Below are 17,099 nucleotides of genomic sequence, written 5' to 3'. Positions count from 1 at the left end.
CTCCGCCCCCGGACCCCCGCGCCTCAAACGCCGGCGGGGCTGGATGGTGCGCGGGGAGCAGCCCCGCAGGGCCGCCGCACTCACGGGGCGCCCGGGGGGAGGAACGGGAGGCCCGCCGGGGCACCGGACTCGATCAGCTGAAGCAGCGCACGCGTGTCGGCGTGTTCCTCGATCAGGTCGCCCAGCAGGTCGAGCTGTGCCTCCCGCAGGGCGGAGAAGGAGGTGGACGGGGCCGGGACGAAGCGGCGGCCCGCGGCGGTGGCCACCTCGCGGAGGAACGCCCGGCGGAAGCCGTCCGACTCCAGCGAGCCGTGCCAGTGCGTGCCCCACACCGACCCCACCCGGCACCCGTCCAGGAACGGCTCCCCGCCCAGGACTTCGGCCACGCCATGGTGGATCTCGTAGCCGGACACCTCCTCGCCCAGCGCCGTGCCGACCGGCCGCGCCAGGGTCTTCTCCACCGCGAAGCGGACCCGCACCGGCAGCAGCCCCAGCCCCGCGACCGAGCCGGCCTTCGACTCGACCTCGTCCTCGATGTGCTCGCCCAGCGCCTGGAACCCGCCGCAGATGCCCAGCACCGGGCGGCCCTCGGCGGCGCGCCGGGCCAGCGCGTCGGCCAGTCCCCGCTCCCGCAGCCACTCCAGCGCCTTCACCGTGCCGCGCGTACCCGGTACGACGACCAGGTCCGCGTCGGCCAGTTCCTCGGCCCGGTCCACGAACCGCACGACCACGCCCGGTTCCGCCGCGAGCGCGTCGACGTCGGTGAAGTTCGACATCAGCGGCACCGCGCAGACCGCGACCCGCAGCACGTCCTCCCCGACCGGCGGGGCGACGACCGACTCGCGGACCGCGCCGCGCAGCGAGACCCGCAGCCCGTCCTCCTCGTCGATGCCCAGCCCGTGCCGGAAGGGGAGGACGCCGTACGTGCCCCGGCCGGTGAGGGAGCGGAGCATCTCCATGCCCGGCTCCAGCAGGGACACGTCGCCGCGGAACTTGTTGACCATGTACCCGGCGATCAGCGACTGGTCCTCCGGCGACAGCAGGGCCGTCGTCCCGAAGAACGAGGCGAAGACGCCACCCCGGTCGATGTCGCCGACGACGACCACCGGGAACCGCGCGGCCCGCGCGATGCCCATGTTCACGATGTCGGTCCGGCGCAGGTTGATCTCGGCCGGACTGCCCGCCCCCTCGCAGATCACGGCGTCATACGTGCCCCGCAGCTGCTCCAGGCAGTCCGTGACGATCCCGAGGAGCTGCTCCTGCCGCCCGCCGTGGTAGCCGCGGGCGCTCATCTCGCCCACCGGCTTGCCCAGCAGCACCACCTGGCTGCTGCGGTCACTGCCGGGCTTGAGCAGGACCGGGTTCATCAGCGCCGTCGGCTCCACCCGCGCGGCCTGCGCCTGCATCGCCTGGGCCCGGCCGATCTCGGCGCCCTCGCGGGTCACGAAGGAGTTCAGCGACATGTTCTGCGCCTTGAACGGGGCCACCTTCACGCCCTGGCGGGCCAGCCATCGGCAGATGCCCGCCGTGACCACGCTCTTGCCCGCGTCGGACGTCGTCCCCGCGACCAGCAGACCCCCGCCGCGCCTCGTACCGCCGCTCATGCCCGTCCCCTCCTCGTCCTCGCCGCCGCCACGGCACAGCGGACCGCCACGCAGGCGCCCAGCGCCAGCCAGGTCACCCGCCGCGACAGCCGTACCGCCCGTTCGATGTCCGCGACCTCCACGGGCCGCCCGCTCTCCCCGTTGAGCACGGCCCGGTGCTCGACCCGTCCCGCGTAGGAGAGGGTGCCGCCCAGCCGGACGCCGAGCGCCCCGGCGAAGGAGGCCTCGACCGGGCCGGCGTTGGGGCTGGGGTGGGCGGCGGCGTCCGCGCGCCAGGCCCGCAGCGCTCCGCGCCGGTCGGGCCCGGCGGCCACGGCGGCGAGGGCCGTCAGCCGGGCCCCGGGCCAGCCGGCGAGGTCGTCCAGCCGGGCGGAGGCCCAGCCGTAGCGCAGGTGGCGGGGCGACTTGTGCCCGACCATCGCGTCCAGGGTGTTCACGGCACGGAAGGCCAGCAGCCCGGGCACCCCGGCGACGGCCCCCCACACCAGGGCCCCGACGACCGCGTCGGAGGTGTTCTCCGCGACGGACTCCACGACGGCCCGGGCCATCTGCTGCTCGTCCAGGGCCTGGGGGTCGCGCCCGCACAGGTGGGGGAGGCGTTCGCGGGCCACTTCGGCGTCCCCGGCGGCGAGTGCCCCGCCGATGGCGCGGGCCTCCCGGCCGAGGCTGGTGCCGCCGACGACGGCCCAGGTGGCGGTGGCGGTCAGGGCGATCCGGGCGGCCGCGGGCCGGGAGCGCACGGCGCGTGCGCCCAGCGCTCCGACGGCGGCGGCCGCGCCGGCGCATACGAGGGTGTGCAGGACGCCCCGGGCGCGGTCGTCGCGCCACAGGGCGCGCTCCACGGCGGCGGCGGCTCGTCCGAAGGCGGCCACGGGGTGCCCGCGGCGCGGATCCCCGAGGATCCGGTCGCCGATCAGGCCCGCCGTGACGCCGTACGCGAAGACGCGGTCGGCACGCATGGTGGCAGGTATGTCCTCACTCAGGGTCCGCGCCCTGGTTCGACGTGTCCGGCGGCGAGAGTTCCTGGCTCCCGGGGCGCACGCGCCGCGTGCGTTCCCCGGTGACAGTGGCGGGACCGCGCCGGATTCGCACCGGACTTCCTCTCCATGCCGCCGTATTGGCTCGGGCAGTCCACCACGCTCCGCGAACGCCCGTCAACTTGCCGTTGACCTGCGGTGGGACGGGGGACGACCGGCGGGCGGCCGGGGGCGGCCGGGGCGGCGGGTACGCGAAAACTCCCCCCGGGATTCCCGGGGGGAGCCTTCGTACGCGGTGCCGCCGCGCGGAGACGGGGTGGGTCTCAGGCGACGATCAGGTAGATGCCGTAGGCCACGGCCGCGGCGCAGAGCGCGAAGCAGGCGTAGGCGCCGCTGCGGGCCAGGGCGGCGGTGCCGCCCTGCTCGGTGGCGGCCTCGTGCTTGGAGAGGCCCACCAGGCCCAGGCTGAACAGGGCCACGAGGGCGACGGTCGCGGAGAGGCTGACCCCGAAGACGGAGCCGAGTGCTGCCCAGTCGATCTTCATGCTGACGGTTCCTCTGTCGTTCTCGGGATCAGACCGCGGCGGCCGGAGCCGTCGGGGCCTGCGGGCTCGCCGTGGCGGCCGGGATGGTGGCCTTGAGGTCCTCGTCGGTCACCGCGGCGGTGGTGCCGGCGGCCGGGGGGACGGCCACGGCGGCGATGGCGGTGGTGACCACGCCGGGCTGCTCGGCCTCTTCGGCGTCGGCGCCGTTGACGTTGGTGTGGTCGACGACCTGGCGGCGCGAGATCAGCCAGATGGCCACGCAGGAGGCGACGAGGAAGAGGGCGACGGCGGCGACGCCGATGTCACCCGTGCGCATGACCAGCTCGGCGCCCGCGGAGACCAGGGCGGCGGCCGGCAGGGTCAGGCCCCACGCGACGAACATCCGGGTGGCGGTGGACCAGCGGACCACACCGCCCTTGCGGCCCAGGCCCGCGCCCATCACCGCGCCGGAGCAGGCGTGGGTGGTGGAGAGGGAGAAGCCGAGGTGGGAGGAGGCCAGGATGACGCTCGCGGCGGAGGTCTGGGCGGCGAAGCCCTGCTGCGGGTGGAGGTCGGTCAGGCCGCTGCCCAGGGTGCGGATGATGCGCCAGCCGCCCAGGTAGGTGCCCATCGCGATCGCCATGCCGGCGGAGACGATGACCCAGACCGGGGGGTTCGAGCCGGGGGCGAGGGCGCCACCGGCGACCAGGGCCAGGGTGATGATGCCCATCGTCTTCTGCGCGTCGTTGGTGCCGTGCGCGAGGGAGACGAGACCGGCCGAGGCGATCTGACCCGCCTTGTAGCCCTTGGCGGAGGTCTTCTCGCCGACCTTGCCGTTCAGCTTGTAGGTGACCTTGGCGGCCAGCATCGAGGCCACGCCGGCCACGATCGGGGCGGCGACGGCGGGGATGAGCACCTTGGTGACGACGACGCTGCCGTTGACCGCGCCGAGGCCGGCGGAGGCGACCGCGGCACCGATCAGGCCGCCCATCAGGGCGTGCGAGGAGCTGGAGGGCAGTCCGACCAGCCAGGTGACCAGGTTCCAGAGGATCGCGCCGACGAGCGCGGCGAAGATCACTTCGGGCTGGATGCCCTCTTCGTTGACGAGACCCTTGGAGATCGTCTTGGCGACCTCCACGGACATGAACGCGCCGACGAGGTTGAGCACGGCGGACATGGCCACCGCCGTCTTGGGCTTGAGGGCGCCGGTCGAGATGGTGGTGGCCATCGCGTTGGCCGTGTCGTGGAAACCGTTCGTGAAGTCGAACACGAGAGCGGTGATGATCACGATCCCGAGGAGAAGCGTTATGTGCTCCATTTACCCAGGCTTCTGTTTGGCGTCAGTGGCTCGCCGACCGTAGGCAACCTGGGTGAACGGAAGATGAACTGACTCCGGCGGGGTGGTGTCCCTTCCGGGCCTCCCATCAGGCCCTTCGTCCCGATTCTTTCGTAGTTATCGCCATTCATGCACGTCAGGAGCGGGTAAACGGAACCTGCCGGAGGGCCGCCCGGGCCCGTTCCGGCCCCCGCCGCGGCGGCCGAAGAGAGCTAGATCACTCCGCCCGGTCGGCGCCCGCCCGCCGGGCCCTCCGGTGGCCACCGGGCCCGCGCGCCCCGACACTGGAGCGGTGCGCACCGCCACTGCGACGGCCGCTGCCGTCACGACGACCCTGATCGGTGCCGGAGCGGCCGCGGCCCTGGCCGGCCGGTACGCCGCCGGCGCCGCCCTCAGGTCCGAACCGGGCCGCCCGCTGCCCGGCGCCCCCCGGCTGAGCGTCCACTCCGCCGACGGAGACCGGGTGGTCCTCACCCGCTCGCTGGCCTCCCTGCGCCCCGGCGTCCACGGCCTGACCGCCCCCGGGATCCACGCGGCCGTCGGCCCGGTCCTCGACGGGATCCCGCACGACCCCGCCACCGTCGTACGCCGCCTGCTGCGCGTCAGCCACGGCGCCCTCGACCCCGGCACCCGCGTCACCCTCACCCCGCAGGTGTACTCGGGCAACCCGCGCACCGCCCTCGGCCTGGAGCACGCCGACGTGGACGTCCCCGGGGAACTCGGCGCGCTCCCCGCCTGGTTCCTGCCCGGCGCCCGCCAGACCTGGGTCATCACCGTCCACGGGCTCGGCGCCGGCCGGGAGCACCCGATGGTGGTCATGCCCTTCCTGCACCGTCTGCGCCTCCCGGTGCTCTCCCTCGGCTACCGGGGCGACCTGGGCGCCCCCGCCTCCCCGGACGGCCTCGGCCATCTCGGCGAGTCCGAGTGGCGGGACCTGGACGCCGCCATCCGCTACGCCCTGCGCTACGGGGCCAGGCGCATCGTCCTGCACGGCTGGTCCACCGGGGCAGCCATGGCCGTGCGGGCCGTGGAGAACTCGGCCCTGGCCGGACGGATCGCCGGGCTGGTGCTCGACTCGCCCGTCCTGGACTGGCACACCACCCTGCGCAACCTCGCCGCGGCCCACCGCACCCCGGCCCCGCTGCTCCCGCTCGCCGTCCGGGCCGCCGAGGGCCGCGCCGGGCTGCGGGCCGGACACCGGGCCCCCTTCGCGGACCCCGGCGCCGTCCGCCTGCCCGTACTGATCTTCCACGGGCCCGACGACACCCTCGCCCCCTGGGAGCCCTCCCGCCGGCTCGCCGCAACCCGGCCCGACCTCGTCACCCTGCACACCGTCCCGGACGCCGCGCACGGGGCGATGTGGAACGCCGACCCGGCCCGCTACGAGGAGGCGCTGCGCCGCTTCCTCACCTCGCTCATGTGAGCACGCGGGGAGCCCGTGGGGCTCCATGGAAGAGGAGTTCCGGGAGGTGTCTTGTGGCGCTGGAGTGAAGGCGGTGTGGCAGACGGGACAGGGTGGGCGGTCTGTCCCGGTTCCTCCACCCCATGACCTGTGGAAATGACCCGTTCCGTTTGGGCTTTCGGCCAGTGACGGGCGAGACTGCTTCCGTGACGTCCCGAAAGCCTGATGAGCAGTTGGCTCGCGACTCCAGACTCCGACTCGTCTCCCCGCGCTCCGTCGCCACGGCGCGCAAGGCGGTGACCGACCGGCGAACCCGGCCGTCCACCCGGCCCCCGGCGGGCACCCCCGCCACGGCAGACCTGGCGAACCGCGCCCGTGCGTCCCTCGCCGACGCGGTACGGCTGGCCCGCTGGGCCGAACTGAACCTCGGCACCGGCGAGGGGGGCCGCCCCGCGCCCGCGGCCGCCCTGCACGCCGTCGACGTCGAACGGGCCGCCGCGGACCTGCACCTGACGCACGGCCAGATCCGGGTCGGCTGGGACCGCGCCCGCCTCTCCGGCCTCGTCGAGGTGCACGGCGAGCAGGCCCGCCCCGGCTGGCGGCTGCGGGCCTGGGACCGGGACGACACCGCCGTGCTGCGCGGCTGGGTCGCCCTCTTCGACGCCTGGTCCCTCGTCCACCCGGCCCCCGCCGACATCGCACCCTCGGCCGTCGCCGAAGTGGTCGAGGCGATGCCGCAGCTGCTCTCCCTGCTCCAGCTGTCCGCCGGTCCGGTGACCGTCCCGGACCTGCTGGACCTCCTCGGGCAGCGCGTCACCGAACTGCGCGACGAGCGCTGCGAGGTCCCCTACGACGCGGAGCCGGCCCCGGAGCCGGCCCCCGGCCCGGCAGCGGCGCCGGAGCCGCGCCCCCTGCCGATCGCCCGGCTGCTGCGCTGGGCGCTGGGCGGACTCGCCGCCGTGGACGCCGTCACCCTCGGCCCCGCACGGGCCACCCTGACCCCCCTCGGCAGCTGGGCCGTCTGGGTCAAGCTGGAGCAGATCTGCGTCGCCGCCCAGAGCCCGGCCGGCAACATCGAGCAGTCCGCCGCCGCCATGCTGCACGGCTGCGCCCGGCTCACCCCCGGCCCCGCCCGCGCCGAGTACCAGGCCTGGCTCGCCGCCCGGCCCGTCGGCCACGCCGTCAGCGAGCTGCTGCACGCGGCCCGGGGCGAGGACGCCCTGCTGCGCGGCCTCGCCTTCGAGGCCCTGCGCGTGGTCGGCGCCCCCGCCGAACCCGAGGTGCGCGCGGCCGTACGGGAGCCCGCCCTGCGGCCGTACGCCCTGCTCTGGCTCGCCGAGCACGACGGGGTGGACCCGGACGACGCCCAGGACGTCCTCACGCCCGAGGAGTCGACCTGGCTCTGGGTGGACACGGCGGCGGCCATCGCCGACCACGGCGAGGCCGACCTGCTCGCCCGCCACCTGGACTCCGCCGTCCGCACCACCGTGCCGCGGCTGCTCGACGAGGTCCGCGCCGTCGGACACCCGCGCACCGTGCAGGTCCTGGTCGCGCTGGCCGCCGCCCACCCCGACCCGGCCCTGGCCAAGGCGGTCCGACGGGCCGCCTTCCAGGTCCACACCGGCGGAGCGTGAGCCCTGGCCGGGCCTTTGCCGGACCCCGCGCCGTGGGTGGATCCGCCGGTGGCGGCCTGCGGGCCGTGCGTGGCTGGTCGCGCGGTTCCCCGCGCCCCTGGGGTGGCTGGCTGGTCGCGCGGTTCCACGTGCCCCTGAGGGGCCGGGGCGGTCAGAGTTGGGGGGCGTACGTGCCGAAGCTCCAGAGGTTGCCCTCGGTGTCGCGGGCCATGTAGTCCCGTGAGCCGTAGTCCTGGTCGGTGGGCGGCATGAGGATCTCCACGCCGTGCTCGGCCGCCCGCCGGTGATGGGCGTCCACGTCGTCGACGACGATGTAGACCCCCGACGGCCCGGCCTTCTCCATGACCTTGTCGAAGACCCCGCCGCGCCCCTTGCTCCCCAGCATCACCGCACCGTTGCCGTACGCCAGCTCCGCATGCATCACCGAACCGTCGTCGCCCTCGTAGACCGCGACCTGGGTGAACCCGAAGGCCTCGGTGAGCTGCTGGATCGCTGCCTTCGCGTCGCGGTACAGCAGCGCGGGGTAGATGGACGGAACGCCTGCCATGACGATCACTCCCTCTCGTGACGGTGACCCAAGTGATCCACGTCACAGCATGGCAGGCGCCACTGACACTCAGCGGAAGGTGTTGCACTGGGCCATGTCGCCCGTGCGGTAGCCCTGGTAGAACCACTGCTGCCGCTGCTCCGCCGACCCGTGCGTCCAGGACTCCGGGGTCACCCGGCCCTGGAACCTCTCCTGGATCCGGTCGTCGCCCACCGACGCCGCCGCGTTCAGCCCGTCCCGGATGTCCGCGTCCGTGAGGCTCTTGATCAGCGGCCGCCCCGTGGACTCGTCCGGGGTCCGCGTCGCGTTGTGCGCCCACACCCCGGCATAGCAGTCGGCTTGGAGCTCCACCTTCACCGCGTTGCTGTTCGCGCCCGTCTGCCCGTTCTGGGCCCGGGCCAGGGTCCCCATCAGGTTCTGGATGTGGTGCCCGTACTCGTGGGCGATCACGTACGCCTGGGCGAAGGGGCCGCCGGTCGCCCCGAACTTGGTCCGCAGGTCCTCGAAGAAGCCCAGGTCCAGGTAGACCTGCCGGTCGGCCGGGCAGTAGAAGGGGCCGACCGCCTTGCTGGCCGCCCCGCAGGCGGTGTTCACCTGACCGGTGAAGAAGACCGTCGATGCCGGGGTGTACTTCCCGCCGCGCCGCTGGAACTCCTGCCGCCAGAAGTCCTGTGTGCTGTTCACCACGGCCACGAGCCGGCAGTCCTCCCGCGTGTTGGCGTCCCTGCCCTTCTTGCAGCTCTGCTGCACCTGCGCGGCCGAGGAACTCGTCGAGACCGGCTGCGGACTCCCGTCCGACAGCCCCAGCTGGTCCGGTCCCACGCCGAAGAGCAGGCCCAGGACCAGGGCGATCAGTCCGACGACCCCACCGCCGATGGTGGCCCGCCCGCCCGGGATGCGGCTGTTCCGTACGTCCTTGACCTCGGACGTGTCCAGATCCGCGTCGTCGTCGAACTGCATGCGCACCGCCCTCCACGCGTGGCCAACCCCTTCATCCTGATACGTGCCCCGCCCGCCCGGCGTGACCCCTGGGCCGAACGGGTGAGGGCCGGGCACCGAAAAGTGGTTGCGCACCCCCGTTAGAATGGCTTCATGGCAAATCTCCTCGCGGATTAGCGGCGTCGAAGAACGCGCGTCCCGCCCCCCTCTTCCGCCGTCCATACCGCCCTGGAGTATTTCCGTGATCACCGCCACCGGCATCGAGCTGCGCGCCGGCGCCCGCGTCCTCATCGAGTCCGCTTCCTTCCGCATCGCCAAGGGCGACCGCATCGGCCTCGTCGGCCGCAACGGAGCCGGCAAGACCACCCTCACCAAGTGCCTCGCCGGCGAGGGCCAGCCCGCCGCCGGCAGCATCACCCGTTCGGGCGAGGTCGGCTACCTCCCGCAGGACCCCCGCACCGGTGACCTCGACGTCCTGGCCCGCGACCGGATCCTCTCCGCCCGCGGCCTCGACGTCCTGATCAAGAAGATGCGGATGAACGAGGAGCGCATCGCCACCGGCGCCGGCGCCACCCGCGAGAAGGCCCTGCGCCAGTACGAGCGCCAGGAGACCGAGTTCCTCACCAAGGGCGGGTACGCCGCCGAGTCCGAGGCCGCGACCATCTCCGCCGCCCTCAGCCTCCCCGACCGGGTCCTCGGCCAGCCGCTGCACACCCTCTCCGGCGGCCAGCGCCGCCGCGTCGAGCTCGCCCGGATCCTCTTCTCGGACGCCGACACCCTGCTCCTCGACGAGCCCACGAACCACCTCGACGCCGACTCGATCATCTGGCTGCGCGACTACCTGAAGAACTACCGCGGCGGCTTCGTCGTGATCTCCCACGACGTCGACCTGGTCGAGACCGTGGTCAACAAGGTCTTCTACCTCGACGCCAACCGCTCGGTCATCGACATCTACAACATGGGCTGGAAGCTCTACCAGCAGCAGCGCGAGGCCGACGAGAAGCGCCGCAAGCGCGAGCGCCAGAACGCCGAGAAGAAGGCCGCGGCCCTGAACTCGCAGGCCGACAAGATGCGCGCCAAGGCGACCAAGACCGTCGCCGCCCAGAACATGGCCAAGCGCGCCGAGCGCCTGCTCTCCGGCCTGGAGGCGGTCCGCGTCTCCGACAAGGTCGCCAAGCTCCGCTTCCCGGACCCGGCGCCCTGCGGCAAGACCCCGCTGACCGCCGAGGGCCTGTCGAAGTCCTACGGCTCCCTGGAGATCTTCACCGACGTCGACCTGGCCATCGACAAGGGCTCCCGGGTCGTCATCCTCGGCCTCAACGGCGCCGGCAAGACCACCCTGCTGCGCCTGCTGGCGGGCGCCGAGCAGCCCGACACCGGCCAGGTCACCCCCGGCCACGGCCTCAAGCTCGGCTACTACGCGCAGGAGCACGAGACGCTCGACCCGGACCGCACGGTCCTGGAGAACATGCGCTCCTCCGCCCCCGACCTCGACCTGGTCGACGTGCGCAAGACGCTGGGCTCCTTCCTCTTCTCCGGCGACGACGTGGACAAGCCCGCGGGCGTGCTCTCCGGCGGCGAGAAGACCCGTCTGGCCCTGGCCACCCTGGTCGTCTCCTCGGCCAACGTGCTGCTCCTCGACGAGCCCACCAACAACCTCGACCCGGCCAGCCGCGAGGAGATCCTCGGCGCGCTGCGCACGTACAAGGGCGCGGTCATCCTCGTCACCCACGACGAGGGCGCCGTGGAGGCCCTGGAGCCGGAGCGGATCATCCTGCTCCCGGACGGGGTCGAGGACCTCTGGGGCCCGGACTACCGGGACCTGGTCGCCCTCGCCTGATCCCCTCCCGCCGGGTTGATCCAGTCCCGTATGGATCATTCGGCGCAGACGTGATCCATCATCTGAGTGAGACGGTCTCGTACCGCCGACCTCTGTACAGCGACCCCGGCCGCATCCTCACGGATCCGCGGCCGGGGTCGGCCGTTTCCGGCGCCTGGCCCCTGACCTGGTGATTCCTCTCGGTGACGGAGGAATGTGATGGAGGTCATGCTGCGGAAGAGCAGATTCCGTTCTGCTCGGCCGTCCATGGACCGGGAAATGCCGCCGGACCGACCTTGCTGAATGGGTGGCCAGGAAGCCGGGGAGGGGTGATCATGAGAAGCACAGAGCGCACTTCCCATGAGGAGGCACGGGTGGCCGAGACTCTGAAGAAGGGCAGCCGGGTGACCGGCGCCGCGCGCGACAAGCTCGCGGCAGACCTGAAGAAGAAGTACGACTCCGGTGCGAGTATCCGGGCGCTGGCCGAAGAGACCGGCCGGTCCTACGGATTCGTCCACCGGATGCTCAGCGAGTCCGGAGTCACGCTGCGTGGTCGCGGTGGCGCGACGCGCGGCAAGAAGGCGGCCGCGGCCTGACCCTGGCCCAACCGGGCCGGGGCGGTGCCGAGGACCGTCCGACAGCTCCGTTTCGTTTCGTTCGTTCCGTTCTGTTTCTGTTCCACGCATGGTTCTTCCGGTGACCCCCGGTCGGCCGCTCGGTCGGCTGGGTGGTTACTGTGCAGTCACTTAGGCCGGGCGTCCGGCCACGACTGCACACCGGAGGCACCAGATGGCTCTGCTCGACAAGGATGGCGTACGGCTCACCATCGACGACACGGTCGCCACGGTGACGCTGACCAATCCGGCCAAGCGAAACGCTCAGTCCCCCGCGCTCTGGCGGGCGTTGGCGGAGGCCGGACGGTCGCTGCCCGGCACGGTCCGGGTCGTCGTGCTGCGCGGCGAGGGCAAGTCCTTCTCCGCAGGGCTCGACCGGCAGGCGTTCACCCCCGAGGGGTTCGAGGGCGAGCCGTCCTTCCTCGATCTGGCGCGCGGTTCCGACGAACTGCTCGACGCCACGATCGCCGAGTACCAGGAGGCTTTCACCTGGTGGCGGCGCAATGACGTCGTCTCCATCGCCGCCGTGCAGGGGCACGCGATCGGCGCCGGCTTCCAGCTCGCACTCGCGTGCGACCTGCGGGTCGTCGCGGACGACGTGCAGTTCGCCATGCGCGAGACCAGCCTGGGTCTGGTCCCCGACCTGGCCGGCACCCAGCCGCTGACCGATCTGGTCGGCTACGCCCGCGCGCTCGAGATCTGCGCGACGGGCCGCTTCGTGCACGCGGAGGAGGCCGAGCGGGTGGGGCTGGCGAACCTGGTCGTCCCGGCCGACGAGCTGGACGCGGCCGTCCAGGACCTCACCACCGCGCTGCTGGCGCCGCCGCGTGATGCCGTCATCGAGACGAAGGCACTGCTGCGGGGTGCGCGGGCGCGCACGTACGACGACCAGCGGGTCGCCGAGCGCGCCGCCCAGGCCCGCCGCCTCCGCGACCTGGCGGGCCTCTCCGACTGACCATTTTTCAACGCGCCGCTCGCGCCGCTCGCGCCGCTCGCGCCGCTCGCGCCGCTCGCGCGGCTCGGCCGCAGGCGGCCTCCCCGGCTTCGCAGCGCTGCGCCGGACTCCGTCCGGCGGGGGTCGGGCGGGGCTGCTGCCCTTGGCTGGGCGCCGCCGTCGTCCGCGGACCGTTGCCGCTGCGCGGGGGTCGTGGGGTCAGAAGCCGTGGCGGGAGCCGCCGTCGACGGGGAGCATGACGCCCGTGAGGTACGAGGCCGCCGGCGAGAGGAGGAACGCCGCCGTGCGCCCGAACTCCTCCGGCGTGCCGTACCGCCGCAGCGGGATCCGGGACTCGTGCCCGGCCCGCGCGGCCTCCGCGTCCCCGGACAGCGCGTCCAGCTCCCGCACCCGGTCGGTCTCGATCCGCGCCGGCAGCAGCCCGATCACGCGGATCCCGCGCGGCCCCAGCTCCACCGACAGGGACTTCGCGAAGCCCGCCAGCCCCGGCCGCAGGCCGTTGGAGATCGTCAGGCCGGGGATCGGCTCGTGCACCGAGCCCGACAGGACGAAGCCGATGACCCCGCCCTCGCCCAGCTCCGCGGCCGCCGCCCGGGCCAGCCGCACCGCGCCCAGGAACACCGACTCGAACGCCGACGCCCACTGCTCGTCGGTGTTGTCCAGCGCGCCGCCCGGCGCCGGTCCGCCGACGCTGATGAGGATGCCGTCGAGCCGCCCGAACCGCTCCTTGGCCTCCGCCACCAGCCGCTCCGCGGCCCCCGCGTCGGCGTTGTCGGCGGCCAGGCCCACCGCGTCCGGCCCCAGTTCGGCGGCCGCGGCGGCCGCCCGCTTCTCGTCCCGTCCGGTCAGCAGTACCTTCGCGCCGTCCGCGGCCAGTTCCCGCGCGGACGCGAAGCCGAGGCCACGGGTGGCGCCGGTGACGATGTAGACACGGTCCTTCAGTCCAAGATCCATGCCGCCCAACCTACGCGGAAGCGGGCTCCGGCGACATGGTCTGCGCCGCCCCGGCCGCCGCCTCCAGGTCCCGCCGCTCCCGGCGTACCAGGATCAGCCAGCCCACCGGCACGGCGGCGGCGAACAGCCACCACTGCACGGCGTAGGCCATGTGCGGGCCGATCGAGTCGTGGTCGGGCTCGGCCACCGCCTCGGGGCCGCCGCTCGGCGGCAGCGGCGAGGTGAGTTCCAGGTAGCCGCCGAGCACCGGCTTGCCCAGGTAGGCGGCCTGCTGCTCGCTGTTGACCAGCATCACCTGGCGTTCGGGCAGGCCCTTGCGGTCCTTGATCCCGCTGCCCCCGCTGGTCTCGTCGGCCTTGAGCCGTCCGTTGACCGTCACCTCGCCCGACGGCGCGGCCGGCACGGGCGGGTAGGCGGTCGGGTCGTCGCCGCCGGGGACCCAGCCCCGGTTGACCAGCACCACCCGTCCGTCACCCAGCACGAGCGGGGTCACGACCTGGAAGCCGACCTTGTCGTCGTTCGAGGTGCGCATCCGCACGACGACCTCGTGCGCGGAGTCGTACGTACCGGTGGCCGTGACGGCACGCCAGTAGTCGGAGCGCGGGACGGTGTGGCCGGGCGAGGTGACCTCGGTCACCGGCACCGGCTTCGCGGACAGGTTCTTCGCGATCAGCTCGTTCTGGGCGACCCGGTGCTCATGGCGGTGGTACTGCCAGAACCCCAGCTTGATCATCACGGGGATGAGGACGAGGGCGATGAGGGTGAGGCACACCCACTGCCGGGTCAGCAAGAAGCGGTACACGCCCATGACGGTACCCGCAAGGGAAAGGGCCCCGGAGGCCGGGTGGCCTTCCGGGGTGGAAGGGGAGGAACGGGACGGGTCAGACGCGGTCGACGATGCCCACCTTCCCCTCCGCGCGGGCGCAGTGCCCGCCGCAGTACCACTGTCCCTCGACCTCCACGCCCTGCCCGATGATCTGGACCCGGCAGTGTTCGCAGATCGGCGCCATCCGGTGGATGGCGCAGGAGAAGCAGTCGAAGACGTGCACCGCGCCCTGCGCGTGCACCTCGAAGGACATGCCGTAGTCGTTTCCGCAGACCTCACAACGTGCCATGCGCCGCATGGTTCGCGGGCCGGAGTGCCGGAACAAGATCCGCCGGGGTGAGTCGCCGCTCCTGCACCCGCCCGGAGCAACGCCCGCTGCTACTTCTCCTCGGCCGGTGCCACGTCCCGCAGCAGCTGGGTGAAGGCCGCCTCGTCCACCACCGGGGTGCCGAAGGCTTTGGCCTTGACCGTCTTGGAGGTAGCCGAGTCGGGGTCGTTGGTGACGAGGAGGCTGGTGAGCCGGGACACGCTCGTCGCGACATGCAGCCCGGCCTCCACCGCCCGGTCCTCCAGCAGCTCCCGGTCCACCGAGGTGTCCCCGGAGAAGGCGACCCGCATGCCCTGCTTGAGCGGCTTGCCGTCCTCGAACCGCCCCGGGTTGGGGTAGGGGGAGGGCGCCAGCTTCCGCGAGGCCCGCCAGCTGCCCCCGTACGAGGCCTGGTAGCCGACCCGGGGGGTGGCGGGGGAGTCCGACCACTCCGTCAGCGGGCGGCACTCCAGCAGGGGGAGGCGTACCCCGTCGCGCGCGGCCGCGTGCAGCGACGGGCGGAAGGCCTCCGCCAGGACGCGGGCGTCGTCGAGGGCGTGGTGGGCGCGCTGCTGGACCACCCCGTAGTGCGCGGCGAGGGACTCCAGCTTGTGGTTGGGCAGCGGGAGGTCGAGCTCCTTCGACAGGGCGATGGTGCACAGGCGCTGGCGGACCGGCGCGGCCGACGCGGCCCGCGCGTACTCCCGGGCGATCATCTGCCAGTCGAAGATGGCGTTGTGCGCGACGAGGACCCGGTCCGCGAGCCGCTCGGCGAACTCCCCGGCGATGTCCTCGAAGAGGGGCGCGTCCGCGAGCATCTCGCTCGTCAGCCCGTGGATCCAGACCGGGCCCGGGTCCCGGCGCGGGTTGACCAGGCTGTACCAGTGGTCCTCGACGTTGCCGCGTGCGTCGAGCCGGTAGACGGCCGCGGAGACTATCCGGTCGTCGCGAGCGAGCCCGGTCGTCTCCACGTCGACGACCGCGTACCCCTGGGGGTACGCGGTCGGCCACGTCGTGTCTGCGGTCGTACGGTCGTCGAGCATGGTCATAGAGGATACGGGCCCTCACCGACAGTTCCGATCCGCCGTCGGGTCATCCGGCCGCGAGCAGGGCTTCCGTCAGGGTCCGCACCGACAGGACGAAGAGTCGTTCCGGGTCCACCGGGCGGGTCAGGGCGCGGGCCAGGGCCGGGTCGTCGGGGGCGTCGGCCGGGTCCCACAGTTCGGCCTCACCGGGGGACTGGACGGGGGAGCGCTCGCGGTTGCGCTCGACCAGGACGAAGCCCACCACCTGGAACTGGACGGCGCGCACGGCGTCGGCGGCGCGGGCCCCGCTCAGCCCCGCAGCTCGTACTTCGGCGACCAGGGCCCGCTGGGCGGGCAGGAACATCCGGTCGGTCAGACCCCGTTCGTGGACCATCGCGATCAGGTGCGGGCGCTCGCGCAGCTCCCGGCGCATGCTGCGGGCGACGGAGACGATGCGCTCGGCGGGGGTGCGGCCGGCGGGGCGGATGGCGCCCATGTCCCGGACGGTCCGTTCGACGAGGGCGTCGAGGAGCTGCTCGCGGTTGCCCACGTGCCAGTAGATCGAGGTGACCGCCGTCCCGAGTTCGGCGGCCAGCTTGCGCATGGTGAGGGCGTCCGGGCCGTGCTGCCTGACCAGCGCGGCGGCGGCCTCCAGTACCGCCTCGCGGGTGAGCGGGCTCCTCGCCATCGGCGTCCTCCCCGGGTCGGCTGGGCCGACGCATCGTCAGTTTTACTGTATGCGGCCCTCTTTACCCTTCATCGGCGGCGGTGTAACTGTGTTACAGACCCCCCCCGCGGACTCCGTCCGGGGGGACCCCCAGAAGGGTGGTGCGGAACATGGCACGCGTACGGTACGGAGCGCGCACCGAAGCGGAGATCACCGCGTCGCGCGAGAAGAGCTCGAACCTCCCCGACATCTGGTCCACCGGAGTGGTGGCCGTCTGGGAGACCGACCCGGACGTGGTGGCGGCGGTCCTGCCGCCGCCGCTCAAGCCCGCCGAACGGCCCCTCGTCCGGGCCAACATCAGCAAGGTCGACCTGCCCGGCTACCCGCTCGGCGCCGGCTCGGTGGCCGTCGCCGCCCGGCACGGCGGCGTCGAGGGCTGGTACCCGCTGGTCATGCCGATGACCCACGAGCGCGCCCTCACCGGCGGCCGCGAGGTCTTCGGCGAGCCCAAGAAGCTGGGAGAGGTCACCGTGGAGCGCGAGGGGCTGGTCGTCCGCGCCTCCCTCGCCCGGCACGGCATCGCCTTCGTGGAGGTGCGCGGGGCGGTGGACCGCGCGCTGCCGGTGCCCGCACCGGCGAAGAAGACCGACTTCTACTTCAAGTTCCTGCCGGCGGTCGACGGCTCCGGCTTCGAGGACGACCCCGTCCTCGTGCACTGCACCCGCAACGAGAAAGTCCGCAAGCTGGAGCACCTCACCGGTGACGTGATCCTGCGCGAGTCGATGTTCGACCCCGTCGCCGACCTCCCCGTACGCCGTCTCGTGGAGCTCACCATCGGCGAGAAGACCACCGACCAGCAGGGCCGCGCCGTCGAACGGGTCAGCGCCCAGGCCCTGCTCCCGTACCTCCACCAGCGCTACGACGACCCGCAACAGGCATTCGACGGCCCGCCCGAGGGGAGTGCGTGAC

17 protein-coding genes and 1 riboswitch are annotated in these 17,099 nt (G+C 73.2%); of the genes, 6 read left to right on the top strand and 11 right to left on the bottom strand.

Annotated features, from left to right (window positions below; translation table 11 throughout):
• Positions 1-80 precede the first annotated feature (80 nt).
• From ACFY0O_RS06475 to ACFY0O_RS06460, 4 genes are all read right to left on the bottom strand, one after another.
• Positions 81-1,604, bottom strand: a complete 1,524-nt coding sequence (locus ACFY0O_RS06475; protein ID WP_388943561.1) for a cobyric acid synthase — start codon at positions 1,602-1,604, stop codon at positions 81-83.
• Positions 1,601-2,563, bottom strand: a complete 963-nt coding sequence (locus ACFY0O_RS06470) for a cobalamin biosynthesis protein (RefSeq protein WP_388943558.1) — start codon at positions 2,561-2,563, stop codon at positions 1,601-1,603. The genes ACFY0O_RS06475 and ACFY0O_RS06470 overlap by 4 nt, the downstream gene beginning before the upstream one ends.
• A 58-nt stretch (positions 2,564-2,621) precedes the next feature.
• A riboswitch (cobalamin riboswitch) is annotated at positions 2,622-2,708 on the bottom strand.
• A 196-nt stretch (positions 2,709-2,904) separates the two neighbouring features.
• Entirely contained in the window at positions 2,905-3,126 is a 222-nt protein-coding gene (locus ACFY0O_RS06465; RefSeq protein WP_358893103.1) for a hypothetical protein, read from the bottom strand.
• A 28-nt stretch (positions 3,127-3,154) separates the two neighbouring features.
• Positions 3,155-4,423 carry an anion permease gene (locus tag ACFY0O_RS06460; RefSeq protein ID WP_388943555.1) on the bottom strand — a complete coding sequence of 423 codons (1,269 nt, stop codon included), beginning with the start codon at positions 4,421-4,423 and terminating at the stop codon, positions 3,155-3,157.
• Positions 4,424-4,733: 310 nt separating this feature from the next.
• On the opposite strand from ACFY0O_RS06460, the gene ACFY0O_RS06455 reads away from it, so the two are divergent.
• Positions 4,734-5,864 carry an alpha/beta hydrolase gene (locus ACFY0O_RS06455; protein ID WP_388943552.1) on the top strand — a complete coding sequence of 377 codons (1,131 nt, stop codon included), beginning with the start codon at positions 4,734-4,736 and terminating at the stop codon, positions 5,862-5,864.
• 185 nt (positions 5,865-6,049) lie between these two features.
• Positions 6,050-7,477: a hypothetical protein gene (locus ACFY0O_RS06450; RefSeq protein WP_388943549.1), complete on the top strand. Its 1,428-nt coding sequence runs from the start codon at positions 6,050-6,052 to the stop codon at positions 7,475-7,477.
• A gap of 151 nt (positions 7,478-7,628) precedes the next feature.
• Here ACFY0O_RS06450 and ACFY0O_RS06445 read toward each other — a convergent pair whose 3' ends face one another.
• On the bottom strand, positions 7,629-8,024 hold the full coding sequence (locus tag ACFY0O_RS06445; RefSeq protein WP_388943547.1) for a VOC family protein: 396 nt from the start codon (positions 8,022-8,024) through the stop codon (positions 7,629-7,631).
• Positions 8,025-8,093: 69 nt separating this feature from the next.
• Positions 8,094-8,984, bottom strand: a complete 891-nt coding sequence (locus ACFY0O_RS06440) for a neutral zinc metallopeptidase (RefSeq protein ID WP_388943545.1) — start codon at positions 8,982-8,984, stop codon at positions 8,094-8,096.
• Positions 8,985-9,204: 220 nt separating this feature from the next.
• Between ACFY0O_RS06440 and ACFY0O_RS06435 the strand changes: the two genes are divergently transcribed.
• From ACFY0O_RS06435 to ACFY0O_RS06425, 3 genes are all read left to right on the top strand, one after another.
• On the top strand, positions 9,205-10,803 hold the full coding sequence (locus tag ACFY0O_RS06435; RefSeq protein ID WP_388943542.1) for an ABC-F family ATP-binding cassette domain-containing protein: 1,599 nt from the start codon (positions 9,205-9,207) through the stop codon (positions 10,801-10,803).
• 353 nt (positions 10,804-11,156) lie between these two features.
• A complete protein-coding gene (locus ACFY0O_RS06430) occupies positions 11,157-11,378 on the top strand; it encodes a helix-turn-helix domain-containing protein (RefSeq protein ID WP_007263382.1) in 222 nt (73 codons plus the stop codon).
• A gap of 193 nt (positions 11,379-11,571) precedes the next feature.
• Positions 11,572-12,351, top strand: a complete 780-nt coding sequence (locus tag ACFY0O_RS06425) for an enoyl-CoA hydratase/isomerase family protein (protein ID WP_358893097.1) — start codon at positions 11,572-11,574, stop codon at positions 12,349-12,351.
• A 198-nt stretch (positions 12,352-12,549) separates the two neighbouring features.
• On the opposite strand, the gene ACFY0O_RS06420 is transcribed toward ACFY0O_RS06425, so the two are convergent.
• The 5 genes from ACFY0O_RS06420 to ACFY0O_RS06400 form a co-directional block, all read right to left on the bottom strand.
• Entirely contained in the window at positions 12,550-13,305 is a 756-nt protein-coding gene (locus tag ACFY0O_RS06420; protein ID WP_358893096.1) for an SDR family oxidoreductase, read from the bottom strand.
• Between the two features lie 10 nt (positions 13,306-13,315).
• Positions 13,316-14,107, bottom strand: a complete 792-nt coding sequence (locus tag ACFY0O_RS06415; RefSeq protein ID WP_388943538.1) for an SURF1 family protein — start codon at positions 14,105-14,107, stop codon at positions 13,316-13,318.
• Positions 14,108-14,186: 79 nt separating this feature from the next.
• Positions 14,187-14,420, bottom strand: a complete 234-nt coding sequence (locus ACFY0O_RS06410) for a hypothetical protein (protein ID WP_125595359.1) — start codon at positions 14,418-14,420, stop codon at positions 14,187-14,189.
• Between the two features lie 89 nt (positions 14,421-14,509).
• Entirely contained in the window at positions 14,510-15,487 is a 978-nt protein-coding gene (locus tag ACFY0O_RS06405) for a DEDDh family exonuclease (RefSeq protein ID WP_358893094.1), read from the bottom strand.
• Positions 15,488-15,530: 43 nt separating this feature from the next.
• Positions 15,531-16,151, bottom strand: a complete 621-nt coding sequence (locus tag ACFY0O_RS06400; RefSeq protein ID WP_388943534.1) for a TetR/AcrR family transcriptional regulator — start codon at positions 16,149-16,151, stop codon at positions 15,531-15,533.
• Between the two features lie 149 nt (positions 16,152-16,300).
• On the opposite strand from ACFY0O_RS06400, the gene ACFY0O_RS06395 reads away from it, so the two are divergent.
• Positions 16,301-17,098 (top strand): acetoacetate decarboxylase family protein, encoded by a 798-nt coding sequence (locus ACFY0O_RS06395; protein WP_358893092.1) that lies wholly within the window; start codon positions 16,301-16,303, stop codon positions 17,096-17,098.
• Position 17,099 lies beyond the last annotated feature (1 nt).

The sequence above is a fragment of the Streptomyces sp. NPDC001594 genome (assembly GCF_042893675.1).
Classification (GTDB): Bacteria; Actinomycetota; Actinomycetes; order Streptomycetales; family Streptomycetaceae; genus Streptomyces.
This window is presented reverse-complemented; position numbering and strand designations above follow the sequence as displayed.